This window comes from Deinococcus sp. AJ005 (assembly GCF_009017495.1).
Classification (GTDB): Bacteria; Deinococcota; Deinococci; order Deinococcales; family Deinococcaceae; genus Deinococcus.
In genome coordinates this window covers 174,013-200,000 of record NZ_CP044990.1, presented here as the reverse complement: position 1 = coordinate 200,000, position 25,988 = coordinate 174,013, and the positions used below count along the sequence as shown (strand labels likewise).

The 25,988-nt window shown below is 65.5% G+C and carries 29 protein-coding genes and 1 tRNA gene; 15 read left to right on the top strand and 15 right to left on the bottom strand.

Features of this window, described 5'->3' with window-relative positions; genetic code table 11:
- Nucleotides 1-95: 95 nt before the first annotated feature.
- Complete coding sequence (locus DAAJ005_RS03020; RefSeq protein WP_192930835.1) at nt 96-566, bottom strand: S-ribosylhomocysteine lyase; 471 nt, start codon at nt 564-566, stop codon at nt 96-98.
- 120 nt (nt 567-686) lie between these two features.
- On the opposite strand from DAAJ005_RS03020, the gene lspA reads away from it, so the two are divergent.
- Complete coding sequence (lspA, locus tag DAAJ005_RS03015) at nt 687-1,256, top strand: signal peptidase II (RefSeq protein ID WP_255448043.1); 570 nt, start codon at nt 687-689, stop codon at nt 1,254-1,256.
- A gap of 116 nt (nt 1,257-1,372) precedes the next feature.
- Here the strand turns inward: lspA and rpmB are convergent, their stop codons facing one another.
- Nucleotides 1,373-1,588, bottom strand: coding sequence for a 50S ribosomal protein L28 (gene rpmB, locus DAAJ005_RS03010; protein ID WP_075835160.1), 216 nt, complete (start codon nt 1,586-1,588; stop codon nt 1,373-1,375).
- Between the two features lie 192 nt (nt 1,589-1,780).
- Nucleotides 1,781-3,487: a dynamin family protein gene (locus tag DAAJ005_RS03005; RefSeq protein WP_151845821.1), complete on the bottom strand. Its 1,707-nt coding sequence runs from the start codon at nt 3,485-3,487 to the stop codon at nt 1,781-1,783.
- 198 nt (nt 3,488-3,685) lie between these two features.
- Between DAAJ005_RS03005 and DAAJ005_RS03000 the strand changes: the two genes are divergently transcribed.
- Nucleotides 3,686-4,303, top strand: a complete 618-nt coding sequence (locus tag DAAJ005_RS03000) for an NAD(P)-dependent oxidoreductase (protein ID WP_151845820.1) — start codon at nt 3,686-3,688, stop codon at nt 4,301-4,303.
- A gap of 4 nt (nt 4,304-4,307) precedes the next feature.
- On the opposite strand, the gene DAAJ005_RS02995 is transcribed toward DAAJ005_RS03000, so the two are convergent.
- From DAAJ005_RS02995 to DAAJ005_RS02970, 6 genes are all read right to left on the bottom strand, one after another.
- Nucleotides 4,308-5,573 carry a dihydroorotase gene (locus DAAJ005_RS02995; RefSeq protein ID WP_151845819.1) on the bottom strand — a complete coding sequence of 422 codons (1,266 nt, stop codon included), beginning with the start codon at nt 5,571-5,573 and terminating at the stop codon, nt 4,308-4,310.
- A gap of 25 nt (nt 5,574-5,598) precedes the next feature.
- Nucleotides 5,599-5,976 carry a hypothetical protein gene (locus DAAJ005_RS02990; RefSeq protein ID WP_151845818.1) on the bottom strand — a complete coding sequence of 126 codons (378 nt, stop codon included), beginning with the start codon at nt 5,974-5,976 and terminating at the stop codon, nt 5,599-5,601.
- Complete coding sequence (locus DAAJ005_RS02985; RefSeq protein ID WP_151845817.1) at nt 5,973-6,920, bottom strand: aspartate carbamoyltransferase catalytic subunit; 948 nt, start codon at nt 6,918-6,920, stop codon at nt 5,973-5,975. The genes DAAJ005_RS02990 and DAAJ005_RS02985 overlap by 4 nt, the downstream gene beginning before the upstream one ends.
- Complete coding sequence (pyrR, locus tag DAAJ005_RS02980) at nt 6,917-7,480, bottom strand: bifunctional pyr operon transcriptional regulator/uracil phosphoribosyltransferase PyrR (RefSeq protein ID WP_151845816.1); 564 nt, start codon at nt 7,478-7,480, stop codon at nt 6,917-6,919. The genes DAAJ005_RS02985 and pyrR overlap by 4 nt, the downstream gene beginning before the upstream one ends.
- Nucleotides 7,481-7,768: 288 nt before the next feature.
- The gene (locus DAAJ005_RS02975; protein ID WP_151848356.1) at nt 7,769-8,653 is read right to left on the bottom strand and encodes a hypothetical protein; all 885 of its coding nucleotides are present in this window, start codon (nt 8,651-8,653) and stop codon (nt 7,769-7,771) included.
- A gap of 162 nt (nt 8,654-8,815) precedes the next feature.
- The gene (locus DAAJ005_RS02970) at nt 8,816-9,496 is read right to left on the bottom strand and encodes a phosphatidylserine decarboxylase (RefSeq protein WP_151845815.1); all 681 of its coding nucleotides are present in this window, start codon (nt 9,494-9,496) and stop codon (nt 8,816-8,818) included.
- 110 nt (nt 9,497-9,606) lie between these two features.
- On the opposite strand from DAAJ005_RS02970, the gene DAAJ005_RS02965 reads away from it, so the two are divergent.
- The 8 genes from DAAJ005_RS02965 to rplT all read left to right on the top strand — a co-directional run bounded on the left by DAAJ005_RS02965 (nt 9,607) and on the right by rplT (nt 15,356).
- The gene (locus tag DAAJ005_RS02965) at nt 9,607-10,803 is read left to right on the top strand and encodes an ABC transporter substrate-binding protein (protein WP_226342540.1); all 1,197 of its coding nucleotides are present in this window, start codon (nt 9,607-9,609) and stop codon (nt 10,801-10,803) included.
- A gap of 94 nt (nt 10,804-10,897) precedes the next feature.
- Nucleotides 10,898-11,263 carry a hypothetical protein gene (locus tag DAAJ005_RS02960; RefSeq protein WP_151845814.1) on the top strand — a complete coding sequence of 122 codons (366 nt, stop codon included), beginning with the start codon at nt 10,898-10,900 and terminating at the stop codon, nt 11,261-11,263.
- Between the two features lie 76 nt (nt 11,264-11,339).
- Complete coding sequence (locus DAAJ005_RS02955; RefSeq protein ID WP_151845813.1) at nt 11,340-11,783, top strand: hypothetical protein; 444 nt, start codon at nt 11,340-11,342, stop codon at nt 11,781-11,783.
- A 51-nt stretch (nt 11,784-11,834) separates the two neighbouring features.
- On the top strand, nt 11,835-12,161 hold the full coding sequence (locus DAAJ005_RS02950) for a hypothetical protein (protein WP_029482788.1): 327 nt from the start codon (nt 11,835-11,837) through the stop codon (nt 12,159-12,161).
- Between the two features lie 101 nt (nt 12,162-12,262).
- Nucleotides 12,263-13,357, top strand: a complete 1,095-nt coding sequence (locus DAAJ005_RS02945; protein ID WP_151845812.1) for an App1 family protein — start codon at nt 12,263-12,265, stop codon at nt 13,355-13,357.
- Between the two features lie 41 nt (nt 13,358-13,398).
- On the top strand, nt 13,399-14,550 hold the full coding sequence (locus tag DAAJ005_RS02940; RefSeq protein ID WP_151845811.1) for an acyl-CoA dehydrogenase family protein: 1,152 nt from the start codon (nt 13,399-13,401) through the stop codon (nt 14,548-14,550).
- Nucleotides 14,551-14,781: 231 nt separating this feature from the next.
- Nucleotides 14,782-14,988 carry a 50S ribosomal protein L35 gene (rpmI, locus tag DAAJ005_RS02935; RefSeq protein WP_029482791.1) on the top strand — a complete coding sequence of 69 codons (207 nt, stop codon included), beginning with the start codon at nt 14,782-14,784 and terminating at the stop codon, nt 14,986-14,988.
- Nucleotides 14,988-15,356, top strand: coding sequence for a 50S ribosomal protein L20 (rplT, locus tag DAAJ005_RS02930; protein ID WP_029482792.1), 369 nt, complete (start codon nt 14,988-14,990; stop codon nt 15,354-15,356). Before rpmI ends, rplT begins: the two co-directional genes overlap by 1 nt.
- A 134-nt stretch (nt 15,357-15,490) precedes the next feature.
- Here the strand turns inward: rplT and DAAJ005_RS02925 are convergent, their stop codons facing one another.
- Together DAAJ005_RS02925 and moaA are read right to left on the bottom strand one after the other, a co-directional pair.
- Nucleotides 15,491-16,183, bottom strand: coding sequence for a GntR family transcriptional regulator (locus DAAJ005_RS02925; protein ID WP_029482793.1), 693 nt, complete (start codon nt 16,181-16,183; stop codon nt 15,491-15,493).
- A 318-nt stretch (nt 16,184-16,501) separates the two neighbouring features.
- Nucleotides 16,502-17,515 carry a GTP 3',8-cyclase MoaA gene (gene moaA, locus DAAJ005_RS02920; RefSeq protein WP_151845810.1) on the bottom strand — a complete coding sequence of 338 codons (1,014 nt, stop codon included), beginning with the start codon at nt 17,513-17,515 and terminating at the stop codon, nt 16,502-16,504.
- A gap of 132 nt (nt 17,516-17,647) precedes the next feature.
- On the opposite strand from moaA, the gene DAAJ005_RS02915 reads away from it, so the two are divergent.
- Both DAAJ005_RS02915 and recR read left to right on the top strand, forming a co-directional pair.
- The gene (locus DAAJ005_RS02915; protein WP_075835127.1) at nt 17,648-17,938 is read left to right on the top strand and encodes a YbaB/EbfC family nucleoid-associated protein; all 291 of its coding nucleotides are present in this window, start codon (nt 17,648-17,650) and stop codon (nt 17,936-17,938) included.
- 55 nt (nt 17,939-17,993) lie between these two features.
- Nucleotides 17,994-18,611, top strand: a complete 618-nt coding sequence (gene recR, locus DAAJ005_RS02910; RefSeq protein ID WP_151845809.1) for a recombination mediator RecR — start codon at nt 17,994-17,996, stop codon at nt 18,609-18,611.
- 21 nt (nt 18,612-18,632) lie between these two features.
- On the opposite strand, the gene DAAJ005_RS02905 is transcribed toward recR, so the two are convergent.
- From DAAJ005_RS02905 to DAAJ005_RS02890, 4 genes are all read right to left on the bottom strand, one after another.
- Entirely contained in the window at nt 18,633-19,556 is a 924-nt protein-coding gene (locus tag DAAJ005_RS02905; RefSeq protein WP_151845808.1) for a DNA polymerase III, read from the bottom strand.
- Between the two features lie 145 nt (nt 19,557-19,701).
- Complete coding sequence (locus DAAJ005_RS02900) at nt 19,702-20,463, bottom strand: metallophosphoesterase (RefSeq protein WP_151845807.1); 762 nt, start codon at nt 20,461-20,463, stop codon at nt 19,702-19,704.
- 143 nt (nt 20,464-20,606) lie between these two features.
- Complete coding sequence (locus DAAJ005_RS02895; RefSeq protein ID WP_151845806.1) at nt 20,607-21,671, bottom strand: SIS domain-containing protein; 1,065 nt, start codon at nt 21,669-21,671, stop codon at nt 20,607-20,609.
- A gap of 203 nt (nt 21,672-21,874) precedes the next feature.
- Nucleotides 21,875-21,951, bottom strand: a tRNA-Arg gene (locus tag DAAJ005_RS02890).
- Between the two features lie 49 nt (nt 21,952-22,000).
- Between DAAJ005_RS02890 and DAAJ005_RS02885 the strand changes: the two genes are divergently transcribed.
- The 3 genes from DAAJ005_RS02885 to trpS all read left to right on the top strand — a co-directional run bounded on the left by DAAJ005_RS02885 (nt 22,001) and on the right by trpS (nt 25,974).
- Complete coding sequence (locus tag DAAJ005_RS02885; protein ID WP_192930834.1) at nt 22,001-23,989, top strand: peptidylprolyl isomerase; 1,989 nt, start codon at nt 22,001-22,003, stop codon at nt 23,987-23,989.
- A gap of 260 nt (nt 23,990-24,249) precedes the next feature.
- Nucleotides 24,250-24,813 (top strand): hypothetical protein, encoded by a 564-nt coding sequence (locus DAAJ005_RS02880; RefSeq protein ID WP_151845805.1) that lies wholly within the window; start codon nt 24,250-24,252, stop codon nt 24,811-24,813.
- Between the two features lie 162 nt (nt 24,814-24,975).
- A complete protein-coding gene (gene trpS, locus DAAJ005_RS02875) occupies nt 24,976-25,974 on the top strand; it encodes a tryptophan--tRNA ligase (protein WP_151845804.1) in 999 nt (332 codons plus the stop codon).
- Nucleotides 25,975-25,988 lie beyond the last annotated feature (14 nt).

The following is a 25,988-nucleotide window of genomic DNA, read 5'->3' as shown; positions in this document are numbered from 1 at the left end:
TTCACGCTCGGTTGTCATGCTTCCCGCCTCGTTGGAGGCTCAGAAAAGATACAGGGGATTCCCAGAACTGTCAACCCCCCTGCACGATCTGCTTCTCAGGACCGCTCCAGCAGAATGGTTTTTTGCACCTTTAACCCCCCGTCCAGCGCGTCCTGGGCGTGCTTGCGGGCCGCCGCCAGATCATGGTCACGGAAGTTGCCGCACTCCAGTTCGCTGACACCGGGGATAGGAAGGTCATGCGCGGCAGTGTTCTGCAAGGCAGCCTCGAAGGCTTTAAGAACGCCCTGTTCGTCTGGTTCGCCGATGACCGCCATGTACATGCCGGTGCGGCAGCCCATCGGAGACACGTCCACGATGTCGTTCAGGTGATCGCGTAGGTATCCGGCCAGCAGGTGTTCGAGGGTGTGGATCGCGGCAGGTTCAATAGCCCCAGCATTGGGCTGAAGCAGCCGCAGGTCGTACTTGCTGATGCTGTCGCCGTGCGGGGTGGTCTTGACCCCAGCCAGTCGGACGTAGGGAGCGTTGACCTTGGTGTGGTCCAGATCGAAGGATTCGACGTTTGCCATAGCGCCCATTGTGCCGCGCCTTCTGGCGGCAGAAGGTGGCAGGAGGATGAAGTGCGTCTGCTGCACGTCTCTCTTCATGCCTTCCCCTGTTCAGGGGCCGTACTCCATATACTGCGCGGCGTGCCGACGTTGACCGACCGTGCTTCCCGCTCCGCCTTCTGGCTGCCACTGCTGATCGCCGCCGTGCTGATCGTGGCGGATCAGGCGCTCAAGGCATGGGCGCTGGCGAACCTGCAACCCGGCCTGCCCGCGCAGGTGGTGATTCCTGGCGTGCTGGAATGGCTTCTGACCTTTAATACCGGCGCGGCCTGGAGCATGTTCAGTGGCAGCGCCGCACCCTTGGCGCTGGGCCGCCTGCTGGTGGGGCTGGGCATTCTGGTCTACCTGTACGTGCGCCCGCAGCACCGCTTTCTGAGTGTCGTGCTGGCCATGATCTCGGCGGGGGCCGTCGGCAACGCCATTGACGGCCTACGCTTCGGGCAGGTCACGGACATGATCCATGCGCCCCCGCTCAGCGCCATCACGCGGGCCATCGGGCAGGGCGACTTCCCAATCTTCAATATTGCAGACAGTTGCGTGGTGGGGGGCACCCTTGCCCTGCTAATCGGCAGTTTCGTGATGGACCGCAAGCCGAAACCCCAAGCCCAGGTCAGTCCTCCGGACGACGACAGTGCCTCCAGAGATCCCTGAAGCCCCACACACACTTGAGGTGGAAACGACGAGAGCCGGAATCACCAATATTTGAAACCAATAAAATGCGCCCCCTTCCAATCTGGAGGAGGGCGCGATCCATTCCTGAGTTCAGTTCAGGTCAGGCTCTTGCGGCACTTGGAGCAGACCCGCAGACGCAGGCTGATGCCCGCACGCGTGACGGTGAGGGGCTGGAGGTTGGGCTTCTGGACCCGCTTGGAAACGCCGGTGACCTTGCGGCCCACGCCGCCCGCCGCACGGGCCTTACCCCGGCGGATGACCGAGTTCACGACAATCGGTCCCTTTCCGCATACTTCGCATACTTTCGACATGATGGTTTCTCCTTAAAATCCGCGCCGGATTTTTTTGCTGTGCCCGGGGGCCTGCGCTCAGCCCCACCAGCGTTGCTGGGGCGGGGCCTGGCAGCACGCCGGACAGAATCCGACAAGCCTTGCGACTGTAGCACACGCCAGCGGACTGGGGAAGGTGGAAAAAGAGGCGGCAACCCGCGCGCCGGCATCCACTTAATTCAGTCCCTTGACCTCTTCGCGCAGCGCCTCCAGTTCCCCGCCCAGTTCGGCGGCCCGCGTCTTCGCGCCTTCCAACCGCGTCTGCTCCTGCTCAGTGAAACGGGTATACGGGCTGATGGCGTCGCGCAGGCGGGCATCAGCCCGTTCCTGCTCGCGCTCGTATTCGCGGCGAACGATGGTTTCCAGGGCGGCGCGCAGATTCTCCACCTTGCTCCGCAACTGCCGGTGCGCCTGCAATCTCTTGTTGGGCAGCACGAACAGGCCCAGGCTACCCAGGGTTAAGCCCGCCAGAATGCCACCCGTGAAATCCAGCGCCGACGCGCCGATCAGTGCGCCCAGGCCCGCGCCGATACCCAGCCCACCGGCCAGTCCGCCCACCGCGCCCTTCATGGCATCTTCCGCGTCGCGGGCCAGTTGGCGGGCCAGCTCGTTCTCAGTGACGTTTTCCAGATGATCGTGGGCACTCCCGGCAATGCTCTCCAGCAGCGCGCCCCGGTCATAGGCGAAACGGGTACGGGCCACCTCGTTCGACGGTTGGCGGCGGATTAAAAACGCCTGCACGTCCTCCCAGAAGTTCAGATTGGCTTCCACGAAACGGTCGATCATGCTGCCGAACTGCCGGTCAATCACGTCGGGTAAGTCAGCCACGGCCTCGCTCCTGAACTCCCCTTCCATCTGGCGGCTGTTCAGCAGGCCCCGGATATTGCCGAAGCGCAATTTATCGTCGATAAAGCGGTCCGCACGCACCTCGAACTCAGAGAGCAGGCGGGCCACGCGGTTCAGTTGACCGTCCAGCTCGCCCAGCATGGTCACGCGGTGGTGTTCGCGCTGGGCCTCCAGATCGCGCAGGATGCTCAGGTCTTCACTGAGGGTCTGGCGGGCGGCGTCGGCGCGGGTAACCTCGCCTGACAGCAGCTCCGCCGCCGTTCCTAGCGGGCTTTGCAGCTTGAGGCGGGTGCGCTCGGTCTGTGACAGGCGCATCTTCAGCACCTCACGTAGGGCATGGAAGCCCGGATCGCCGCCGCGCTGCTCGGCCCGCGCGCTGATCAGCAGCACCGGAGGTGTCAGGCCCAGCACGCCGCGCGCCCCGGTCTCCACAAATTCGCGCACCTGCATCTTCTGCTCCTGGGTTTCCAGTAGATCGGCCTTGTTGACCACCATGATCACGCTGCGGCCCCAGCGGGCGGCCAGACTCAGGAACTGGCGTTCAGACTCCGTGAACGGGCGGTCAGAACTGGTCAGAAACAGCACCAGATCGGCGCGCGGCAGGAAGCCCTCGGTCAGCGCCTGATGCTGGCGGATGATCGCGTTGGTGCCGGGGGTATCTACCAGCGCCACCCCCTCCAGACTGGGCAGCGGGTAGGTCAGGCGGCTGACGAAGGGGTCTTTGGTGGCTTCCATCTGCCCGGCCTTTTCGCCGTGGACCAGAACATAAATGCGGTCCGTGGTGGGCGTGACGCCTTCGGGCAGCACCTGCGCGCCCAGCAGCGCATTCACAAAGCTGCTCTTGCCCGCGTTGAATTCGCCCACCACCACCAGCAAGAAGGTTTCGTCCAGGCTGCGGGCCGCCGTGCGGGCGTGTTCCACCACTTCGGGCGGCGCACCCTGGGTTTCCAGAAACGCCTGGAGATCGGCCAGCAGCGTGCGCTCACGCGAGAGCAGGGCCTGAACCTGCGGGTTGACCAGAGGGGGGGCCTGCATGGCAGAAGTGTAGAGGACGAAATCCAGCGCAAGTGTGCAGGCGAGAAGAGGGGGCCAGCGCCGGACCACTCAACTGACACCAAAGCGGAGACGACGGGCGAGAACGCTCCCTTCTAATCAGGGAGTTCAAGGCTTTTTAAGCCAGCAGAGATACGGAGCGGCACAAAGACGTGGAAGATCAAAGAGGAGGCAATACAGATGAACATTGCGATTTTTGGCGGGACTGGGCGAACGGGAAGTGAAATCGTCCGCCGCGCCTTGCAGGACGGCCACGCAGTCAAAGCCCTGGTGCGGACTCTGGATGGACGGGAGCCACGGCAAGGGCTGACGCTGGTTCAGGGAGACGCGCGGGATGCAGGAACGGTGGAGCGGCTGATCGCCGGGGTGGACGCCGTGATCAGCGCCCTCAGCACCGATACGACAACCACGCTGACAGAAGCGACGGCAGCCATCATCGCCGGAATGAAAGCGCAAGGCGTTTCCAGAATCGTGACGATTGGAACGGCAGGCATTCTGGACAGCCGCACCGAACCGGGCAAACTGCGCTACCAGTCGAACGAATCCCAGCGCAAGCAGACCTTCGCAGCAGAGGAACACCAGCGGGCCTACGAGATGCTGCGCGGCTCCGCGCTGGATTGGACGGTGGTCTGCCCCACCTACCTGCCAGACGGCGAAGCCGTGGGTGGTTACCGGATAGAGCGGGATTACCTGCCAGTAGACGGACAGCAGATTTCCACCGGGGACACGGCGGCCTTTGCCTACGCCGAGTTGCTAGAGCGGGAGCATGTCGGCTACCGGGTAGGCATCGCTTACTGAAAGCTCACTCCCGGCGGTACGCCACCTGCCCGCCCACCACAGTCAGCAGCGGCCAGCCTTTCAGCATTTCCCCAGCCCAGGGCGTGAATTTGGCCTTGGTCTTGAATTCGGCAGGTTTGACTTCCCGTTCGGTCTCCAGATCAAGAAGCACCAGATCGGCGGGCGCACCAGCTTCCAGCGAGGGCACGGGCCAGCCCATTAGGCGGGCGGGGGCAGCCGTCATCAGGTCTAGCAGTTTTTCCAGCCCCAGGTCTGCACCAAAGCGCGTGTACATCAGCGGAAAGGCCAGTTCGATGTAGGCGATGCCGCTGGGAGCGTCCAGCAAGTCACGTTCCTTCTCGGCGCGGGTGTGGGGGGCGTGATCGGTGGCGATACAGTCCACCGTGCCGTCCTTCAGACCTTCCAGCAGGGCGTCGGCATCATTCTGCGTTCGCAGAGGCGGGGCCACTTTGTAGAGGGCATCAAAGCCGCGTAGCGCCTCGTCGGTCAGGGTCAGGTGGTGCGGGCAGACCTCGCAGGTCACATTCAGCCCGAGTGCCTTTGCGCCGCGCACGAGTTCCAGAGCGCGGGCGGTGGACAGGTGCTGGACGTGTAGGTGGGCTTTCGATCCCTGCGCGTGCAGCCCCGCCAGAATCTCCAGATCGCGCGCCACGCGGGCCGCCTCCGCCGCTGCCGGATTGCCGGGCAGGCCCAGCGCCTCGCTGACTGCCCCCTCGTTCATCACACCGTCGGCGCGCAACGAAGCGTCCTCGGCATGAACGCTGACCATCATCCCCAGGCTGCCCGCGTATTCCAGCCCCAGCCGCAGCACCCGCGCGTTCTCGTTGGTGCGTCCGTCGTCGGTAAACATGGCGGCCCCGGCGTCTTTCAGATAGGTCAGTTCGGCCAACGCCTCGCCGTTCTGCCCCTTGGTCAGCGCCGCCGCCGGATGCAGGTGCGCGAAGCCCAGCCCGTTCGCCTTCTCGATCAGGCTGCGGACGATGGCCGGATCGTCGATGACGGGTACGGTGTTGGGCATGCAGACCACTGTTCCGTAGCCCCCTGCTGCCGCCGCCGCGAGGCCCGAGGCCAGATCTTCCTTCTCAGTCTGCCCCGGCTCGCGCAGGTGGGCGTGCAGCTCGATCAATGCGGGGGCCACAGTGCCGCCCTGTCCGTCAATGGTCTTCCCCTCTGCCGGAATGTTCCAGCCCTTGATGACGCCGTTCTCAAGGGTAATGGATTCGGTTGTGGTGGAATTGGGACGCTTGATGTTGGTGATGGTCAGTGTCATGGGAACCTCGGTCAGAGAGGGGGCTTCAATTCAGCAATTGCAGGGCTTCGGCTCCGGCCTGACGAATACCGCCGGGGTCCGCGATCCAGCTCTGACCACCCACGAAGCGAACCTCGATGCGGTAGTCGGCGCTGGACCCAATGGACAGGCGGCATGCCTCGACTTTCAAGAGCTGGGGCGGCGAGATGTCCTCGAAGCGCGGGCTGTCGCAGTCGCCGGAAGTGGTGGTTTCACGGTCTTTGAGATACGCAACGTTCAGCGAGGCGCGAACTTCGGCCAGATAGGCGCGGGCTGCAGTCTGTTCGGGAGACTGGGCTATGACCGTGGATGGAACTGCGGTCTGGGTTTGAGTGGGCTGGCAGCCGCAGAGCAGAGCGCAGGACAGGAGGGCGGTTAATTTCAATCCCGCCCCACCAAAAGGTGATACAGCACGCTCATTCGGATCGCCTGCCCATTTTCCACCTGTTGCAAAATGCGGCTCCTCGCGCCGTCCGCCGCCTCGCCGCTGATTTCCAGATCGCGGTTCATGGGGCCGGGATGCAGCACGATTGCGCCGCTCTCGGCCTCGGCCATCAGCGCCTCGTTGACCTGATAGGTGTCGGCGTATTCCTGCAAGCTGCCCAGAAAGCCGCCGCCCATGCGCTCTTTTTGCAGGCGCAGGGCCATGACCGCGTGTGCGCCGCGCACCGCTTCCTTCGGGTCACTGGTCAGCGTCACGCCTGGCAGCGCGGCCAGATCGGAGGGGAGCAGGGTGGCCGGGCCGCACAGCACGACTTCGGCCCCCAGCATGGGCAGCAGCTCGGCGTTGCTGCGGGCCACGCGGCTGTGGCGCACGTCGCCGATGATCGCCACCTTTTTGCCCTCCAGACTGCCAAATTCCTGGCGCACCGTGTAGGCGTCCAGCAGCGCCTGGGTGGGATGGGCACGGCGGCCATCCCCGGCGTTGATCACAGGTTTTCCGCTGTAACGGGCCACCAGATGCGCGGCCCCGGCGGCATGGTGGCGCACGATATAGGCGTCCACCTTATAGGCGGTCAGCACCTCCACCGTGTCGCGCAGGCTCTCGCCCTTGCTGACGCTGCTGCTTCCAGCGGCAAAGGTCAGCACGTCGGCGCTCATGCGGCGGGCCGCCAGCTCAAAACTGGTGCGGGTGCGGGTGGAGTTCTCGAAAAAGGCGTTGCAGACGGTCAGGCCTTGCAGGGCAGGCACTTTTTTTACTGGGCGGTCCAGCACCTGCAACATGGTGTCGGCGTTGTCCAGAATGGCCGTCAGGCGTTCAGGGGACCAGTCCTGAAAGTCCAGCAGATGCCGGGGCCGGGCCGTGGCAGAGATGGAAGCGGCAGTCATCGCAACTCCGCCTTCAACTCGCTCAGGTCCCACAGCTCCACGCTATCCACGCCGTCGGTTTCGTGCAGCTTGACCTTCACCACTTCGCTACTTGATGTGGGGAGGTTCTTGCCCACGTAATCGGCGCGGATGGGCAGCTCACGGTGCCCCCGGTCCACGAGGACGGCCAGTTGAATGCCAGCCGGGCGGCCCAGATCGATCAGCGCATCCAGCGCGGCCCGCACGGTGCGCCCGGTGTACAGCACGTCGTCCACCAGAATCACCCGCCGCTGCGAGATGTCGAAGGGCACCTGCGTTTCGCGGATGATCGGCTGGTGGGCCACCTCACTTAAATCGTCGCGGTAGAGAGTGATGTCCAGCATGCCGGTGGGCACATCCACGCCCTCCAGCTCGGAGAGTTTGGCGGCCAGCCGGGTAGCCAGCGGAATGCCGCGCGTGTGGATGCCGATGAGAGCCAGATTCTGCGCACCCTTATTGCGCTCCACGATCTCGTGGGCAATGCGGGTCAGGGCGCGGCGCGTCTCGTCGGTGCTGAGAATGATCGCCTTGGGGCCGCTCATGCTTCAGCCCCCGGCACGCGGCCTGATGGCACAAAAAAAACGCCGCTCAGCGCTTGCTGACGGCTCAATGGGGACATGATCATAGGGAACTCCTTCTCCTGCCTCACGGGGCGGGCGCAGCCTCACAGGACTGCCGAGAGAGGGGGGAAATTTGCAGGCGGGTGCCTGTCAGGCAGGAGTGTAACACTAGGAGGGCATGCCGTATTGCGCCCCCTCAAATGAAGACTCAAATGGAGAAAGGCCGGAGAGCAAACGCTCCGGCCTTCCCCTACCTCTGCTCACAGCCCGCTATTCCCCGTCCCGCACCGCTTCCAGCAGTTCCTCGGCCAGATTCAGTGCGGCGGGGCCGAGGGGGGCACGGGTCACGCCCAGCAGCGTCCCCAGCTTCTCGCGGCGGGCACCGGACAGGCTGGACCAGCGGGCCAGATCGTCGCGGTGGGTGCGGGCCGTTTCGTCTCGCAGATAACGCAGTGCGCCGTCGTAATACCCCGCCGTGTAGGCGGTGCGGGCGCGGCGTTCCTGGGCCAGCAGCCCCAGCCCACGCGTGGCCAGCAACGCCCGGCGGGCTTCCTCCTGACCGCCGAAGGCGTAGAGCTGTTCCAGGCGGTAAATGGCCTTGGGAAAGCGCAGGCCCGCCGCCGCCCGCCACGCGTGGGGCAGCCGGACCTCGAATTCGGGCCACTGGTGAATGTGGGTCAGCAAGGCCGGATACAGCAGGTTCAGGGCGATCTCGCGGGCGTCGGCCAGGGCTAGCAGTTGCTCCTGTACGCCGTGGCCCGGCCCGGTGTGGGCGGCGCGGGCGGCGGTCAATCCCTCGGCGGCCAGATTTAGCAGTTCGGCGCGGTAGGCGGCCCGCTGGGACGCACTCAGGTTCCACAGCGTCCGCTGGATGCGCCCGTAATTACCGGTGGGGTCATACAGCACCCGGCTGGTGGCGAGCAGGGCCAGCGGGGCCTCGGCGCGGGCCGTATCCCAGTCACGCCACGCCTCCAGCTTCTCGAAGGGAAACCGCTCCACGCTGACGCCCGCGCGAATCTCGGTCTGGGCGGACAGCAGATCGCGCTCGAAAGTCACGAAGGTGGGCTGGCTGCCCGCCCAGGCCAGTTCGGTGTCGTAACTGCCCGCCCCCGCCACCGCCCGCACCTTGCGGTCCGCCACCAGACGCTCACCCACCCGCTCGGGCGAAGGGCGCTCGGGCGGATGGCGGTCACTGTTCTGGGCAGTTGCGTTTTTGGATGAGGGCACGGCGTTTTCCTTCCTTGTAGCCCCAGTCTAACGGGCCAGCGCAGAAGTCTAGCGCGTGGGTGGCGGTGTCAATGGCAAACCATCTGACGGTCAGACGTTCGCGGCAATGACCGTCTGCACGCCCACGACGCGTTCGCCCACGCTCACCTGCGGGGTCAGTTCGGCGGGCAGGCACAGCAGCACCAGTCCGCCCTCGGCCAGAAAGGCGGCCTTGTGTCCGGCGCTGGCCTCATCGCCCCCCTTGAGGTAGGAGGTGGCCTTCAGACCCGCGCCGGGGGCCACCAGCGTCACGGTGACCTGACCCGCTTCTCCCCGTGTCACAAAGCTCAGCCGCTCGTTTTCCAGCGTGCCGCGCCCGCCCAGCAGATCGGTGGGTTGCCCGGCCAGCATGGACAGCGCCTCGCCGGGGCCGAGCAGGGCCACGTCGCTGCGGCTGGCGGTGTGTTGCACCTCCGTGATCTGCCCAGCCAGTGGCTGATACACGTAATGCACGTCCAGCGGCCCGACGAAGATGCCCATCAGCCAGCCGTTCTGCGCCGCCGCCGCACTGCCCAGCAGGTCCCCGACTTTCAGGGCCGCGTTCAGCGCGTCGCTCTGAATCTTGCCGTCCTCGATGCGCCGCACGAAACTGATCACGCCGTCTGCGGGGCTGAGGACCACGCCCGCCACAGTCGGCGGCACGCGCACGGGATCGCGGAAACGGTAGACGCTGCGCAGATACCACACGGCGGTTCCAGCAGCGATGGGAAGCAGAAGACGGCGCAGACGCATGGCAGCAGTCTAGCGGGCCAGGGCGGGGCTGCGGGTTTGCTGGGAGTGGATGTCCGCGCAGGGAACCCGGTCTTCAAGTTGCCGTCAGACCCAGCGGCTAGACTCCGGGGGTGCGCCTCCTTGCCCCCCTGTCTGCCCTGCTCCTTGTCGGTGCCGCCCATGCCGCGCCGCTGCGCCTGGAGTTCTGGCATGCCATGACAGGTGTGCAGGACACGGTCAATGGGTATGCGGCAGCCTTCAACAAGTCGCAGAGCGCCTACGAGATCGTGCCCGTCTCGCTGGGCAACTACCGCGAGCTGCAGCCCAAACTGGACGCGGCGATCAGGGCTGGGAAGCCCCCGGCACTGGCGCAGATCGAGTTCACGCAGTTTCCGGCGCTGGCGGCAGGCGGGCAACTGCTGGACCTGAGTAAAGCCGTGGACGCGCTACCAGACAGCCTGACCGGGGACTTTTACCCGGCGGTCTGGAAATCGGGACAACTGGCGGGCAAGTTCTACGGCCTGCCCTGGAATGTCAGCGTGCCGGTGCTGATGTACAACGCCGGAGCACTCAAGCGGGCTGGAGTCAAGGCCCCAACCACCTGGACCGAACTGGAAGCTGCCGCCGCAAAACTCGCGGGCAGCTCCAAACGCCCGCTGGTAGCCGTGGCCGATGCCTGGACCTTCGAGGCCAATGTCCTGTCGCGCGGCGGCTCGCTGGTGGAAGGCGCGAAACCCGCCCTGAACAGCCCCGACGCCGTGGACGCCCTGACCCAACTGGCCCGCATGAGCGCCGCGAAGACCGCCCAGCCGCGTACCCTGAACGACGCCACGCGCGCCGCTTTTGATTTCGCGCGCGGGCAGAACGTGTTTGTCCTGGCCAGCGTCGCCAACTGGATTGACGCCCGGAAGCTGCCGTTCTTCGACCTGGGCATCGCGCCCTTTCCCTGCGAGAAAGCCGGGGCCTGCACCGTGCCGCTGGGCGGGGCCACATTGAGCGTGCCGCGCGGTAACAGCGCGGCAGCCCAGGCCGGGGCGCTGGCCTTCTGGCAATTCCTGAACGATCCGGTGCGGCTGGCGAACTGGGTGCAGGTCACCGCCTACGCCCCGCCCCGTAAGGCAGTCACGCCGCTGCTGGACGGCTGGTACGCCAAGAACCCGCAACTGCGCGTCGCCCACGCCCAACTGAACCGCGCCGTGCCGCGCCCCCCGGTCCCCGACTACGAGGGCTGGACCCGCCTGCTGGAAACCGCCATTGACGGGGCCACCAATGGTAGGCAGAGCGCGAAGGCAGCGCTGGACGAGGCGCAGCGACAGGCGCTGAAATAGAGCTGAGATTGATCATGGTCCGGTCACGCCCCTCTGCCTAAGCTCAGGTCACATCCGGCCAACGGGTGCAGCTTGAAAAGGAAGGAGGAACAAGATGCAGCACGTCATTCTGTTCGGGGGCGGCGACGGCGGGGGCCTGATCATCACAGCAGACGGGGTCAGGCGGATTCCACCGTGGACCCCTGAAATCCGGCACATGCTGGAAGGCGTGAATGCGCTGAGCCGCCTGAAAATGGAGGGGGCCAGCGCTCTGGCAGAGAAGCTGCTCTCATCGGCTGAAAAGGCAGTCGAGCAGCTTACTGGAACGCTGGAAAAAGGCACCACCGTGACCTATCTGGGCCGTGGCGTGGGCCAGCACGCCGATTTCGACGACGGTTTCGTCTGCGGCACACCCTGGCGTAGACCCATCCCGATTCCCGGTCCCAAAGCGCTGCGCGGCTTCCAGATCACACCGGGTTAAAACAGAAATAGACAGGCGGCGGGCGGGCGAACATCCCGGCCCGCCTTCTCGCGCCGGGCGGCTACACTGTGCCCCGATGAGCGTCCTGTATCTGCTACTGACCCTGGCCTTCGCGGGCGTGCTGCTGGCGCTGCTGGCCCGCCCAGTCGCGCGGGCAGGCATCGTGTGGGGTCTGGCGGCGCTGCTGCCGCTGATGGCAGCCATGACTGGCGCGCTGAATGTGCAGGCGCATTCGGCGCGGACGCTGGCCGACTATCCGCCGCGCCCGGTCACGCTGACCATCTCGGACGGAATTTTCAAGCGGGCGGTGGTGCTGGACTTCATGGACGCCGCCTGCGTGGAACGCGCCGTGCGCCTGCGTTCGGAGGCGATCCTGACCACCCCCGAGGGTCCCCTGCGGCTGGGCGCAAGGAGTCAGGTGGACGGCCCCATGCTCCCCCGGCCCGTGGTGGAAGCCCTGACCCTGCGCGGCGAACTCATCTGCCCCAACCTCAAAGCCGTGCAGGAAAAGAAGAAGTAGCTTTTGCCCAGATGACCTTTGCCGACTTCCTCTCACCCTATGCTGGTGGGCATGGCCCGCAAAACACCCGATCCCAGTTGGTACGCCCCGCCCAAAGCCGCCGATCCCTGCGTGCTGTGCGGGCGCGAGGCCCCCAGCATGACCGATCACCATCTGGTCCCCAAATCCCAGGGACGGCGGCAGGGCGTCAAACCCGGCGACATTCCCACCGTGCGGATGTGCGCGGCCTGCCAGGGCTACCTGCAAAAGACCTTCAGCAATTCGGAGCTGGCCAACGAGCTGAATACGGTGGAAGCCATGCTGGAGCGCGAGGAAATCCAGCGTTTCATCACCTGGGTCCGCAAGCAGCCGCTGACCAAGGGCGTGCGGGTGCATTGATCACTGTTGCCGATCACTGGTGATGGCGACTCCTGCCGACTGCGGTGAACGGTGAAGGGCGGGGCAGACCTCCGGCCTGCGCGGACCCGTAGACTGCCCCAGTGAATCCCGTCAAGACGGCCTTCAAACTGGCGCTGCCCGCCGTGGAGCGCGCGGTCCTGGCGGCGGACCGGGCCATCAGCAGTTACGTGCAGCCGCGCCGGGCACGGGGCAAACTGCTGCTCCAGCCCTACGTGGGCTGGGGAACCCCACATGGCGTCGAGCTGACGGGCCGTGTGTTGCTGCCGCGCACCATGTCGCCCCCCGCCACCGGGGACCGGCGCTGGCGCAACTTTCTCAACAGCATGCGCCGCCTGTTCTCGCGCGAGGTGGGCGGTGTCAGGGTCAACGGCGTGCTGGACGGCATCAGTGCCAGCGCAGTCAGCGACGACAACGGCTATTTCACCCTGAATTTCACCCCGCTCAGCCCCCTGCCCGGCGGCTGGCATGAGGCGGCCCTGAGCATCGAGGGCAAGGAGGGCCAGACCCGCGCCCGCGTGCAGGTCATCGGCGCGGCCCGCTTCGGCGTGATCAGCGATCTGGACGACACCGTGATCCAGTCGGACGTGACCAGTCTGCCGCGCATGCTGGTCACCGCCCTGACCGGCAACGCCCGCACCCGTTCCCCCTTTCCCGGTGTGGGGGCGCTGTACCGCGCGCTGGCCCGCGAGGGCGAGGGCCGCAATCCGGTCTTTTACGTGTCCAGCAGCCCGTGGAACTTCTTCGATCTGCTGTGGCAGTTTCTGGACTACCGCCGCATTCCGCTGGGGCCGATGTTCCTGCGGAGCTGGGGCGCGGGCCTGCTGGCCGAACACGGCGGCCACAAACACGGCGTCATCGACCGCCTGTTCGAGCGCTTCCCGGATCTGAAATTCGTGCTGATCGGCGACAGCGGTGAGCAGGACGCCCTGATCTACTCCGAGGTGGTCCGCAAATACGCGGGCCGCGTGCTGGCGGTGTATATCCGTGACATCACGGGGGCTTTTCAGGACGAGACGGTGCTGAAACTGCGCGGCGAGCTGGCCCGCGCAGGCGTCGATCTGGTGCTGGCTGCCGACAGCCTGAACGCCGCCGGACATGCAATGGCAATGGGCCTGATCACGCCCAGCGAGTACCGGGGAGTGCTGGTCAGCGTGACCGGCCCCACCGAACGCTGAGAAACAATTCTGATCAGCACCCAGCCTTTACCCTGTACGGCGTGACCTCCTCTCCTCCGCCCGCCGAACTGACCCCCGCACAGGCCGAGGTGGTGGGCCGCGCCGCCGACGCCATCCGCCAGCATGCCGTCGAATGCGAGTCGGCGCAGGACGTAACACCGGGGGCCGCCGCCGCCCTTTCCGAGAGCGGCTACACCCGTCTGGCTGTCCCTGAAGACCGGGGCGGTCTGGGAGCCAATCTCTCGCAGTTCGCGCGGGCGCAACTGACGCTGGGCGCGGCGGATGCCAGTCTGGCCCTGATCCTAGCCATGCATGGGCAGGTGACTGGGGCGGCGTTTCAGGGCCGGACGCTGCCGGAGCCGCTGCTGAAAGTGGTGGCCGAGGCTGGCATGCGCGGCGAACTCCTGAACGCCTTGGCCAGCGAACCCGAACTGGGTAGCCCCTCGCGCGGAGGTCTGCCACAAACCCGCGCCGCACCGCAGGGCGAGAGCTTTGAAGGCGGCGGCTGGCAGATCACGGGCCGCAAAACATGGTCCACCGGGGTGCGGGCGCTGCGCTGGGCGCTGGTCACTGCCGCCACGCCCGACGGACAGGTGGGCCGTTACTGGGTGGACCTGCACGGTCCTGGCGTCCAGATCGAGGAAACGTGGCAGGGGGCGCTGGCCCTGCGTGGCAGCGGCAGCCATGACGTGGTGTTCACGGACGCGCCCGCCACGCTGCACGCGCCCCCCGCTCCTGGCCAGCCCGCCAGCAGCGCATGGTTCTGGACCGCGATTGCCGCCACCTACCTGGGGGTGGGGTTCGCCGCACTGGACGCCATCAGCGCTTACGCCCGCGTGCGCGTGCCCACCGCCCTGGGCGCACCGATTGCCACCCTGCCGCGCATTCAGGAAAACGTGGGGCGCACGGCTGGCGCCCTGCACGCCGCCCGCGCGTTACTGCTGGAAGCGGCAGCCCGCTGGGACATGGACCCCAGTGCCGCCTCGGTCCCCGGCATCGGCGCGGCCAAAGCCCACGCAGCGAATGCGGCAGTGTTCGCCACTGATCTGGCCTCGCGGACGGCGGGCGGCGCGGCCCTGAGCGCGGCCCTGCCCCTGGAAAAGCTGCTGCGGGACGCCCGTGCGGGCCTGACGCACCCACCCACGGACGACACGGCTTACACGGCGCTGGGACGGCAGTTGCTGGAGAGTTGAACCCAATAGACCGAACGCATCTGGAACCTTTTTTTCAATCAAGTGGAAGCGGCGGGGCAAAAGCTAGCCACCTCTTGCCCCGCCCGCCCCGACTCGCGTATAGTCTTCTCTTGGTCAAGTGGGGCAGGGCGATTAAACGGCACAGGGGAATTCAAAGAACCTGAGCGGCCCGAACCCCAGACGTGAGCGCGGCAAATGCCGATGTGAGCGGACTGAACAGGAGGGCCAACCATGCCCAAGATGAAGACACTCAAGAGCGCCGTGCGCCGGATCAAGATCACCGGCACCGGCAAGGTGATGGCGTTTAAAAGCGGCAAGCGCCACCAGAACACCGGCAAGAGCGGCGACGAGATTCGCGGCAAGGGCAAGGGCTTCGTGCTGGCCCACAGCGAGTGGGCGCGCATGAAAAAAGCGCTGCCCTATAAGGGTGGCAAATAATGCCTCGCGTCAAAACCGGCATCGTCCGCCGCCGCCGCCACAAGAAGGTGCTGAAGCGCGCCAAGGGGTTCTGGGGTTCACGCAGCCGCCAGTACCGCAACGCCTTCCAGACCCTGCTGAACGCCGCCACCTACGAGTACCGGGATCGCCGCAACAAGAAGCGTGACTTCCGTCGCCTGTGGATTCAGCGCATCAACGCGGGCGCACGCCTGCACGGCATGAACTACTCCACCTTCATCGGTGGACTGAAACTGGCCGGGATCGAGCTGAACCGCAAGGTGCTGGCCGACATCGCCGCCCGCGAACCCGAAGCCTTCAAGGCACTGGTGGACGCGGCCCAGGGCGCACGCAACAACAAAGCCGCCTGAAGCATAGGACCGTGAAGAAGACCGCCTCCTGATTGGGGGCGGTTTTTTGTGGTTCCTACGCGACAGAAAAGAACGGCGAGACAAGAAAAAGCGGCGGGGGATCAACTCGTCCCGCCACCGCTCCCCGCCCTGCCTCATGGCTCGAAGGTGTCCTGGAAGGCGTAACGGTCCCCACGCACCCAGTAGTTGACATAACTGGCGCGTTTGGTGCCGCTGTATGTGGTGCGCCGCAGCAGAAAGGCGGCAGTGCCCAGCGGCACACGCAGCAGGTCCGCCTCCTCCTGGCGCAGGTTGACGGCTTCCAGGTTCTGCTCGACACGGGCCATTGGCACGCCCATGCTGACCATCGTTTCGTGGATACTCTCGGCATTCAGATTCTGGTCCAGCAGGCCGGGGGCCAGCGCGGCGTTCACATAGCGTTTCTCGATCACCAGCGCCTCGTCCCCGGCATTCCGCAGACGGTGGACGAAAATGACCGGATCGCCCGCCTGGATTTGCAGCACGATGGCAATCTCGGGCGTGGCCTCGATCTGCATGGCGCGCAGGACGGTGGTGCGGTGATCGGGGTGGCGCGCCCATTCCTTGAAAGGTCTGACCCGAAAGGTGCCCTGCCGGAAACGTTTGCCGGTGGGAAAGGTGCCTGCGCCCTGCACGCGGTACACGTAGCCCTCGCGCTCCAGTTCGTCGATGGCGCGTCGGGCGGTCATGCGCGAGACCTCGAATTCACGGGCCAGTTGCGGCTCGCTGGGCAGTGGCAGTCCCTCGACGTAATGGCCACCCAGCAGCCGGTCTTTCAAGGTCGATTTGATCAGCGGGTATTTCGCCATGCATCCCTCCGGGGCACTCCGCGCGTGCATTTTTATACACAGGCGAGAGCTTGAGCCTATCTTATGGTTAGTGTCCGAGGTACACAAGCTTGTCTGGACAGTGCCCCATGAAAAGGCTACACCCGGAAGACCTTCTATTCTCCAGTTCGGGTGGTGAATGGCAGTCCTGGGAGACAAGCAAAAGAACATCAGTTCAGCCAGAAACCGCGTGCCAGACGGGCAAATTGGTCTGTGGCCCAAAACTTCAGCATCGCCCCATTGACCGGGTCAAAAAATTTCGCAACGCGCTGGGGGACACCCGCCCACAGCGGTCTGCATTTAGCCGCCGATGTGCGACATCTCGACTTTCTGTCGGTCCTTCTCCCCGCGTGTGACCTCGCCGCGTTCCTCGCTGTAGCGGTCTGTGCGCGCACTCCAGATTTCCGAAACCAGGGCACGCATCGCCTCGTCGTCGGCCCCGGCGCGCAGTGGGGCGCGCAAGTCGGTGCCGCTTCCGGCGAACAGGCAGGTGTACAGCACGCCCACCGCCGAGATACGCGCCCGAGAGCAATCGCCGCAGAACGGCGCACTGACCGAGGAAATCAGCCCCACTTCATGGCCATCCGCGCTGACGTGCCGGACCGCCACCTCCCCGGTGTAATTGGGATTCAGGGCCTCAAACTCCGCCCCGGTGCCGTCCGCGCTCAGGCGGGCCAGCACCTCGCGCGAGGGCACCACACTGTCCAGATTCCAGCCGTTGTGGTTGCCCACGTCCATGAACTCGATAAAGCGCAGCACCGCCTTATCACGCAGGGCCAGCCACAGGTTCCGCAGACCGTCCTCGTTGACGCCGCGCTGCACCACCGTGTTGATCTTGACGCCCAGGCCCGCCGTCAGCGCGGCCTCGATGCCGTCCAGCACCTTCTGAGGGTGCGTGCCCAGGCCGTTCATGCGCCCAAAAACCTGTGGATCGAGGCTGTCGATGCTGACTGTCACACGGTCCAGACCCGCCGCGCGCAGGTCCGCCGACATACGGGGCAGCAGCAGACCATTGGTGGTCAGCGCGATGTCCTGCACGCCGTCGATCTTTGCGAGGCGTGAAATCAGTTCGGGCAGATCGCGGCGCAGCGTGGGTTCGCCGCCTGTAATCCGCAGCTTCTGCACACCCAGCGAGACGAAGGTGCGGGCCAGCCGCTCGATTTCCTCGAAGCTCAGGAGTTCGGTGCGGGGCAGGAAGGCGTAATCGGGGCCGAAGATCTCGGCGGGCATGCAATAGGTACAGCGCAGATTGCAGCGGTCCGTCACGCTGATCCGCAGGTCTCGCAAGGGCCGTCCGAGCTGATCTACCAACATTGCCCCCAACATACGCCGCCTGCGCGGGGGCAAAGGCGGATCAAGGCCCAAATGCTGGCCCACCATCCAGCCAATCTTCAGCCGGATCAAGCCACCTTCCTCTCCCATTGCCCCGGCTAGAATGGACGCACCATGGACATGAAGAAACTGATGAAGCAGATGCAACAGGCCCAGGGAGCCGCCGCCAAGATTCAGGAGGAGCTGGCCGCTAAGTCGGTGGAGGGCAGTGCCAGCGGTCTGGTCACGGTCACCATGAACGGGCACGGCAAGGTCACGGCCCTGAAGATCAAGCCCGAGGCGGTGGACCCCAGCGACGTGGAAGCCCTGGAAGACCTGATCCTGGTGGCCGTGCAGGACGCCAGCGCCAAGGCCGACGCATTGCAGCAGGACGCCACGCGCGGGCTGGGAATTCCCGGATTTTGAGGACGTGGTACTTGCATCCGTGGGCTGCTGATAGGGCCGTAAGCGGTTCTCGCCCATGAAATACCCCCCTTCCCTCGTCGCGCTGATCCGCGAGCTGTCGCGCCTGCCGGGGATTGGTCCCAAAAGCGCGCAGCGGCTGGCCTTCTACCTGTTCGAGCAACCGCGTGAGGACATCGAGCGGCTGGCCGGATCGCTGCTGTCGGCCAAGCGCGATCTGCACAGTTGCCCGGTCTGTTTCAACATCACCGACGCGGAGGTCTGCGACGTGTGCAGCGATCCGGCGCGCGATCAGGCGATCATCTGCGTGGTAGAAGAACCCGGCGACGTGATCGCCATTGAGCGTAGCGGCGAGTACCGGGGCCTGTACCACGTCCTGCACGGCGTCCTGAGTCCCATGAACGGTGTGGGTCCCGAGCAACTTCATATCAAACCCCTGCTGCCGCGTGTGACCGATGGGCAGGAGGTGATTCTCGCCACCGGGACCACCGTGGAGGGCGACGCCACGGCGTTTTACCTTCAGCGCCTGCTGGAGCCGCTGGGCGCAACCGTCAGCCGCATCGCCTACGGATTGCCGGTAGGCGGCGCGCTGGAATACGCCGACGAGGTCACGCTGGGCCGCGCCATGACCGGGCGGCAGCAGGTCAGCAAGCCCCGGCCCCCGACTCCAAGCTGAGGAATAACTGGCCTCCCAGCCTCAGCTCAGGCCGAATGCCTCGCGCACGTTCAGGGCAAAGACCTGGAAGCTGAGGCTGGGGCTGGCATACGCTTCCAGCGCACTTTGCAGGGCGTCCAGCGCGGTGTCGGCGCGGGCACGCTGATGCGCTGGGCGTTCACGCCAGGTAAAACGCAACGTTTCTGGGTGCCACGCCGGATCGAAGCGTTTTTCCAGCCGTTCGGCGGCCTCTAGGGCGCTCAGCAGGTTCACGCCCAGCGAGTTGTCCAGCTCGCGGGCGTCTTCCAGTGCGCGGCGCACCACGTCCAGATCGGCCAGCACGCCCGCACGTCCGGCGGCAAAGGCCACCAGTTCGGCGTCGGCCTCGTGCCCGGAGCGGATCAGCGCCGACTCGATGGTGTGATCGGGCAGCGGAGCCACCCCCAGGCGAGAGCTGCGGCTGACGATGGTGGGCAGCACCGAACGGCGGTCCTCGGCCAGAAACAGGAACAGGGCGCGGTGCGGGGGTTCCTCCACCAGCTTGAGCAGGGCATTGGCGGCTTCCGGTCCCAGGTGTTCCGCGCCGTTCACGATCACCACCCGGCGGGCAAAACTGGGGCGCACCTCCAGAAATTCGTAGATGTGCGTCTCATACTCGCGGGTCTTATCGCGTTCCCGCAGCACCGCACCGATGGGGATCAGCTTGCGCCGCGCCGCCTTGCCGGTGGCGGTGGTGGCACGCGGCTCCACCAGCAGCACATCCGGGTGCGCCCCCACCGCCAGCGCCAGACACGAGCGGCAGATTCCGCACGCCTCGCCGTCCATGCCCCGCGCGCCCTGGCAGTTCTGGGCCGCCGCAATGGCCCACGCCACGCCCAGTTTGCCCACCCGTGCCGGGCCAGTCAGTAAGAGCGCGTTGCCGCTAAAAGCGTCGGCCTGTTCGATCAGGGGGGCGTGCAGGATCATGCCGGGCTGTGGGTTATGGGGTGTGGGCTGTGGGAAAAGGCGAGGAGAGGGCGGGTCAGATCAAGTTCCCGAAAGAAGACACTTGCAACGCTCAGGCGACGGCAAAATCTCTGCTCTACAACCCACGACCCACAGCCCACGCCCCTCATTTGCCCACCGCCAGCCGCGCCGCCAGCACCTGTGGCAATCCAGCCTCCAGCGACGCTTCCTGTGCGCGGGGGATGTCATAGGCCACGCGGAAGACCTCATAGTGGGAGCGGGACGTGTCGTAAATGGCGTAGCTGGCCCTAGGATTGCCGTCGCGCGGTTGGCCCACGCTGCCGGGGTTGAGGATTACACGGGTAGTGGGCGGGACCATGTAGCTGCCACCGTCGTGGAACAGTTGGCCCTTGATCCACTCGCCGGTGGGGGCGTTCAGGGTGGCGTACACGGCGGGAACGTGGGTGTGGCCCACGAAGCCCAGACGGCCCTGCCACTGCCCGAACGCCTCGCGGGCCGCCGCCACCGAATCGGTGTAATCGTCCAAGCTGACCGGGGTGCCGTGGCGGTAACGCGCGCCCACATCCGGGTCGTCGATGCCGTCGCGCCAGGTGCGGACCCAGCCGATATCGCGCTCGGAAAGACGCTCGATCTGCCAGCGCAGGGCCAGCGAGACCACGCTGTCGCGGGTGGCCCGCTTGCCATCCACGTATTCCAGCAGCATCTGATCGTGGTTGCCCATGATGCACACCGCGTCCAGATCGCGTAGCACGTCCAGCACCTCACGCGGATTGGGGCCGTAGCCCAGCGCGTCACCCAGGTGGATCACCTGATCGTAACGGCGCGAGGACGCGTCCTTCAGCACCGCCCCAAGTGCAGTGTTGTTGGCGTGGATGTCAGAGAGCAACAGCAGCCGCACAACGCGCATGATAGCGCCCTGACGTGGGACACGCCCGCCTTCAGGAAATGGCTGAACTCGCTCCAGGAAACGCTTTCAGGAAATGGGACGGACGAGGCGTGACCTCGGTGCCGCCTCGCCACAGGCACTGTGGGCGGAAAAGAGCGCTCTGGTCAGTCCTCCTCGCGGTCATCCTGGTCCTCGAAGCCGTCCACATCGTCGTCATCGGCATCGTCATCCCCGTCACCGTCCCAGCCGGGCAGGTCCTCTTCCACGCGGGTGCGGCGCAGGTCGTCGCGGGGGGCGCTCAGGCGCAGGTCGCCCGTGGCCTCGCTGCCGCCCTCACCGCTCAGGCCCGCCTGGGCGCGGGCCAGCACGACAGGGTCTGCCGGTTCGGCTCCGTAACGCTCGGCCAGATAAGCAGACACCCACGCGCCGAAATACCACAGCGCCAGCGCGGCGGGGTAACCCTGCGCGCCGTTCGGGGCCGGAACATGGATGATCTCGTCGATGCGCGAATCCAGAATCTCGCGGGCCAGCAGCAGCGCCGGATCGGTGTCGCCCAGGATCAGCGCCACCTTGGCGTCGCCCTGCTCGTGGCGGGCGTCAAAGGCCCCGCTGGCCAGGGGCAGAACGTCGCCCAGCAGCGGCACGGCCAGCGTTTTTCCAGTGCGGGCCAGCAGTTGCTGCCACGCATGCGGCAGGGCGTCGGCGTCGCTGGCGGCCAGCAGCAGCGGTGTGCGCCCCCACAGGCTCCAGGCCAGATCGCGGGCCGGATTGTTCTCCTCTATGTTCGGGGCGCAGCGGGCGGCCAGATCGGCCAGCGCAGCGTCGGCGGCCTGGGCTTCCTCGGCGTGACCGCTGGCGTAGGCCACCGCCTGCGCGAAGTGATAGGTGGACAGCGGTCCGCCCGGCACCAGCACATCAATCTCGTCGGGTCGGCCCCCGGTGCTGATGCGGCGGGCGGTGGCCCCGGCCACTTCAGCCAGATCGGCGTAATCGGTAGCGGCGGTCCCAGCGTCGGGGCTGCTCAGCACGAACTGGGTTCCGGTGCGGGTCAGGCTGGGCAGGGCCAGCGCCTGCAACAGGTGGGCGGCCAGCGTGCCCTCACCCACGCCGACCAGGGCGTAGGGGGCCGCTTCGGGCGTCTGGGGGCCGTCGTAACTGCCGGGCAGACGGGGCAGCAGACTCAGCAGACCGCTGGACGGAACGTTGGAACCGGAGGTGGGATCGCTCATGCCTTCCAGCGTACAGGGCGGGACCGCCACCTGCCCTCCAGATGAAGGAAGGCGGCCAAAAACAGGCCCCACAACGCACTTTGCGGCTTCACGCCCGTTTAACCTTGCATGCTAGACTCTTGCGCGTGTGTTTGCTGGACTCCTGCACTGAACAAACCCAATCCACGAAAAAACCACCCCGCAGGGTGGCAACTTTCTGGACGTGGTGCACTCGACTGGACTTGAACCAGTGGCCTTTGGCTTCGGAGGCCAACGCTCTATCCACCTGAGCTACGAGTGCGTGGCCAATAAGGCTCAGGTACGCTAGCACCAATATTTAAGGAGATCAAGTGAAGCGAAAGAAAGTCACCAACGTCATGCTGATCGTGCTGGCCCTGCTTCTGGTGGTCGGCATGGCCTACCAGTTCACCCCCAATATCGCCGGGCTGTTTAGTGGCAACAAGACTTCTGGCACGCCCGCCCTGACCGTCAACGGGCAGACCATCACCGCCGAGGAACTGGACCAGGCCCGCCGGGGCAACCAGGTTCTGAGCAGCACCGACACCGGCGTGCTGGGTGACGATTTCAAGACCGTGGTGGTGGCCACCCAGATTCAGCAGGCGCTGGTCACGGCAGCGGCCCAGGACATTAAGGTCAGCCGGAACGACGTGAACGCCGAGGTCACCAAGGTTCGTGAAGCCAACAACTTCAAGGACAACAAGGCGTGGACCGACGCCTTGCAAAGTGCGGGCCTGACCGATGCCGGATACCGCGAGTCGGTGGGCAAGCAGCTCGCCGTGCAACGCAAGGTGGAAGAGCTGAAAAAGGCTGCCCCCGCCCCCACCGACGCCGAGGCGAAGCTGTACTACGACCTGAACCCCGAAGCCTTCCAGAGCGACGCGCGCATCCAGGGCCGTCAGATCGTGGTGGCCGACAAGGCCAAGGCTGCGGCCCTGCTGGCCCAGGCCAAAGGCGGGGCGGATTTCGCGGCCCTGGCCTCGGCCAACAGCACCGAGTTTAAGGACCGGGGCGGCGCACTCGGCCCCATCGAGAACGGCGTGCCCCGTCCGGTGGCGCTGGTGGCCCTGCCCGCAGAAGTGGGCGCGGCGGCCTTTGCCCTCACGAACGGCGGCCTGACCGATGTGGTCGCCAGTGGCGGCAAGTTCTACATCGTGAAGGTGGAGAAGTTCCTGCCGCCTGCCCCCAAGCCCTTCGATGAGGCCAAAACCGACATCATGGCCGCCCTGAAGACCCAGAAGGAAAATGCCGCGCTGGAAAGCTGGCTGGACGGCCTTCAGAAAGACGCCAAGATTGAGTACCTCGATCCCAACTGGAAGACCGAGAACCCCACCGTCGCCACCGTTGCGGGCAAGGACATTCCGTATTCCGACGTGGTGGAAGGCGTGGTCAGCAACCAGCAGTTCGCCTCTTTGCTTCAGCAGGTGCCGCCCGAGCAAGCTGCCGGGCTGGTCAACGGCATTCTCAAGCCGCAGGTGACGCAGGGATTGATCCAGACCTACGCCGCGCCCGCCATTGCCGAGAAGCTGAAACTGGACCTGACTGGCACCCGCCAGAACATCGCGCAGGGTCTGGCCGCCTACGGCGCGCGTGACGTGAAGGTCAGCGACGCCGACTTGCAGGCGTATTACGATCAGAACAAGAAGCAGTTTGAGACCCCCGCCAGCGCCACCGTCAGCGAGGCCAGCTTCCGGGACCGCAATCAGGCGCTGGCCTTCCGCGCCGACTGGAAGGGCGGCGACTTCACGGCGGCAGCGGGCAAGGCCGGGGGCACGGTCAGTGAACGCGGTGCCGTAACTGCGGGCGACAGCAAACTGAGTCCCGAGCTGGAAGCTGCCGTCTTCGGGGCCACGGCCCTCAAGGACGCGGGCGAGGGCAGCCTGAGCGACGTGGTGAAAGTCGGGGACCGCTTCTCGGTGCTGTACGCCACCGATCTGAAGCAGGCCGTGACCCAGCCCCTGAGCGCCGTGCGTGCCCAGATCGAGCCGCAGGTGCTGGCCACCAAGAAGGGCGAGGCCGGACAGGCCTTCGTGACCAAGGAAGTCGCCACCCTGAAGCCCACCGACAACCTGGAAAAGGTGCTGGCTGCCCAGGCCAAGCGCGTGGCCGCCGCCGAACCCAAGCCGACGACGCCCACCGCCACCCCGGCAACTCCTGGCACGCCCACCACCCCAGGAACTCCGGCTACACCAGCAACTCCCGACAGCGCCGCGCCCAGCACACCGGGTTCCGCTACTCCTGCCGAGACAACCCCCACGCCCACGGATGGCACTCCACCCCCGGCCACCGACACGACGCCAGCGGCTCCAGCCAGCCCCTGAATCCATTCTCTTTTTCTGAGCAGGCAACCCAAATTGTGGGTTGCCTGTTTTTTGTTGCCTGGGTCTTCCTGATCACTGGTTCGGACAGTGTTGCCGGAAAACCGGGAAGATCCCCGAAAAAGGCTTCTGTGACGCCCTGCTCGCACCGCGCGAGGCTGGGACTGGGACAACTCCACTCGGACAACTGCTCTGAAGGACTGCGGAATTGGGGCAGCTCTGGGCTAAAACAGAGCAATGATGCGCGCCAACAGGAGCAGAAGATGACGACCACCCTCCACACGATCACGATTCTTCGCCATGCCGAAAAACCCAGCGCAGCGGACAGCCCCCAGCCCGCCTTTGGAGTGAACGAGCAGGGGCGTCCGCAGGCCGAGTCGTTGACCCCGCGCGGCTGGCAACGTGCTGGAGCTTTGGCTGCCGTACTGGGTTCCGCCACACCACCTGCACCGTTCGTCCGTCCGGCGGCGCTGTTCGCCCCCGCCTACCCAGATGGAGCGTCACACCGGCCCGGTGAGACGATTACGCCGCTGGCGCGAAGGCTCAAGCTGCATATCCAGACGCCGGTTCCCAAGGGCCAGGAGGACATTCTGGTCAGCGATTCCTTGCTGTCTCAGTCGGGTCAGGACGTGCTGGTGTGCTGGGAACACCACCATATTCCCGCCATCGCAGCGGCGCTGGCACTGGCGCTGGGCGTGAACACACTGACGCCCAATGGGACGCTCTGGCCCGACACCGACTTCAGCTCAGCCCTTGTCTTTGCCCGCCAGCCGAACGGTCTCTACACACTGATGCAGACCCGACTCCGTTTGTTGGACGGTGACTGACGACGGTGATGTCGCCTTGCGGCATTTACCATCAGAAGACCACTGATCGCTGCTTCGCGGAAAAACTCTGCAGTTGACACTTGACGAACTTTGAACTGGCTCAGATTTCTACCGCCAGCCCCACCAAGCCCCCACCCCCGGCCCGCTAGAATAGCCTCTGTTATGTCGCGTGTCTTTTCAGGAATTCAGCCCACGGGGCAGCCCCATATCGGCAACTACTTCGGGGCCATGCGGAACTACGTCACGTTAGGCGAGCAGTACGGCAAAAGCAGCATCTACTGCGTGGTGGACCTGCACGCGCTGACCAATCCGGCGGCGTTTGATCCCAAACTGCTGGCCCAGCGCACCTACGAGATGGCGCTTGCCAACTTTGCGGTGGGTCTGGACCCCAGCAAGGTGGTCTTTTTCGTGCAGTCGCATGTGCCAGAGCATCAGGAGCTGAGCTGGATCTTCACCAACCTGACTCCGGTAGGCGAGCTGGAACGCATGACCCAGTACAAGGACAAAGCAGGCCAGTTAGAAAGCGTTCCAGCCGGACTGCTGATGTACCCGGTCCTCATGGCCGCCGACATCCTGCTGTACAAGGCCGATACCGTGCCCGTGGGCGAGGACCAGACCCAGCACATCGAACTGACCCGTGAGATCACCCGGCGGTTTAACCACACCTTCGGCGAGACCTTCCCCGAACCCAAGGCCGTCTACAATAAGGACGCCCTGCGGATTCCCGGCGTGGACGGCCACGGCAAGATGAGCAAGAGCAAGGGCGAGAACAGCACCCTGGGCCTGCTGGAACCCCTGGACGCCGTGTGGCAGAAGCTGCGCGCCGCTCCTACCGATCCGGCCCGCGTGCGCCGCACGGACCCCGGCAACCCCGACGTGTGCCTGATCTTCGATTACCACAAGCTGTTCTCGGACCTGCCCACAATCGAGATGGTAGACGTGGAATGCCGCCGCGCCGGAATCGGTTGCGTGGACTGCAAGAAGAAGCTGATGGAAGGCGTAACGGCGGCCCTCTCCCCCATTCAGGAGCGGGCGGCGGAACTGGCCCAGCACCCGGACGACATCCGCGACGCACTGGCGCAGGGCGCGAAAGAGGCCCGCGCCATCGCCGCGCCCGTGATGGCAGAAGTGCGCGAGAAGGTGGGCTTTCTGAAGCTGTGAGGGCTGAAGTTGTG

Excerpts from the sequence above, each read along its gene's own strand:
- pyrR (WP_151845816.1), bottom strand. The coding sequence starts at position 7,480 with ATGAGCGGCCCCAAGGCGATCATTCTCAGCACCGACGAGACGCGCCGC.
- DAAJ005_RS03000 (WP_151845820.1), top strand. The coding sequence starts at position 3,686 with ATGAACATTGCGATTTTTGGCGGGACTGGGCGAACGGGAAGTGAAATC.
- DAAJ005_RS03020 (WP_192930835.1), bottom strand. The coding sequence starts at position 566 with ATGGCAAACGTCGAATCCTTCGATCTGGACCACACCAAGGTCAACGCT.
- DAAJ005_RS02950 (WP_029482788.1), top strand. The coding sequence starts at position 11,835 with ATGGCCCGCAAAACACCCGATCCCAGTTGGTACGCCCCGCCCAAAGCC.
- DAAJ005_RS02995 (WP_151845819.1), bottom strand. The coding sequence starts at position 5,573 with ATGACACTGACCATCACCAACATCAAGCGTCCCAATTCCACCACAACC.
- moaA (WP_151845810.1), bottom strand. The coding sequence starts at position 17,515 with ATGTTGGTAGATCAGCTCGGACGGCCCTTGCGAGACCTGCGGATCAGC.
- DAAJ005_RS02985 (WP_151845817.1), bottom strand. The coding sequence starts at position 6,920 with ATGACTGCCGCTTCCATCTCTGCCACGGCCCGGCCCCGGCATCTGCTG.
- DAAJ005_RS02900 (WP_151845807.1), bottom strand. The coding sequence starts at position 20,463 with ATGCGCGTTGTGCGGCTGCTGTTGCTCTCTGACATCCACGCCAACAAC.
- DAAJ005_RS03005 (WP_151845821.1), bottom strand. The coding sequence starts at position 3,487 with ATGCAGGCCCCCCCTCTGGTCAACCCGCAGGTTCAGGCCCTGCTCTCG.
- rpmI (WP_029482791.1), top strand. The coding sequence starts at position 14,782 with ATGCCCAAGATGAAGACACTCAAGAGCGCCGTGCGCCGGATCAAGATC.
- DAAJ005_RS02915 (WP_075835127.1), top strand. The coding sequence starts at position 17,648 with ATGGACATGAAGAAACTGATGAAGCAGATGCAACAGGCCCAGGGAGCC.
- DAAJ005_RS02925 (WP_029482793.1), bottom strand. The coding sequence starts at position 16,183 with ATGGCGAAATACCCGCTGATCAAATCGACCTTGAAAGACCGGCTGCTG.
- DAAJ005_RS02895 (WP_151845806.1), bottom strand. The coding sequence starts at position 21,671 with ATGAGCGATCCCACCTCCGGTTCCAACGTTCCGTCCAGCGGTCTGCTG.
- recR (WP_151845809.1), top strand. The coding sequence starts at position 17,994 with ATGAAATACCCCCCTTCCCTCGTCGCGCTGATCCGCGAGCTGTCGCGC.
- DAAJ005_RS02880 (WP_151845805.1), top strand. The coding sequence starts at position 24,250 with ATGACGACCACCCTCCACACGATCACGATTCTTCGCCATGCCGAAAAA.
- DAAJ005_RS02905 (WP_151845808.1), bottom strand. The coding sequence starts at position 19,556 with ATGATCCTGCACGCCCCCCTGATCGAACAGGCCGACGCTTTTAGCGGC.
- DAAJ005_RS02960 (WP_151845814.1), top strand. The coding sequence starts at position 10,898 with ATGCAGCACGTCATTCTGTTCGGGGGCGGCGACGGCGGGGGCCTGATC.
- rpmB (WP_075835160.1), bottom strand. The coding sequence starts at position 1,588 with ATGTCGAAAGTATGCGAAGTATGCGGAAAGGGACCGATTGTCGTGAAC.
- trpS (WP_151845804.1), top strand. The coding sequence starts at position 24,976 with ATGTCGCGTGTCTTTTCAGGAATTCAGCCCACGGGGCAGCCCCATATC.
- DAAJ005_RS02955 (WP_151845813.1), top strand. The coding sequence starts at position 11,340 with ATGAGCGTCCTGTATCTGCTACTGACCCTGGCCTTCGCGGGCGTGCTG.
- DAAJ005_RS02970 (WP_151845815.1), bottom strand. The coding sequence starts at position 9,496 with ATGCGTCTGCGCCGTCTTCTGCTTCCCATCGCTGCTGGAACCGCCGTG.
- rplT (WP_029482792.1), top strand. The coding sequence starts at position 14,988 with ATGCCTCGCGTCAAAACCGGCATCGTCCGCCGCCGCCGCCACAAGAAG.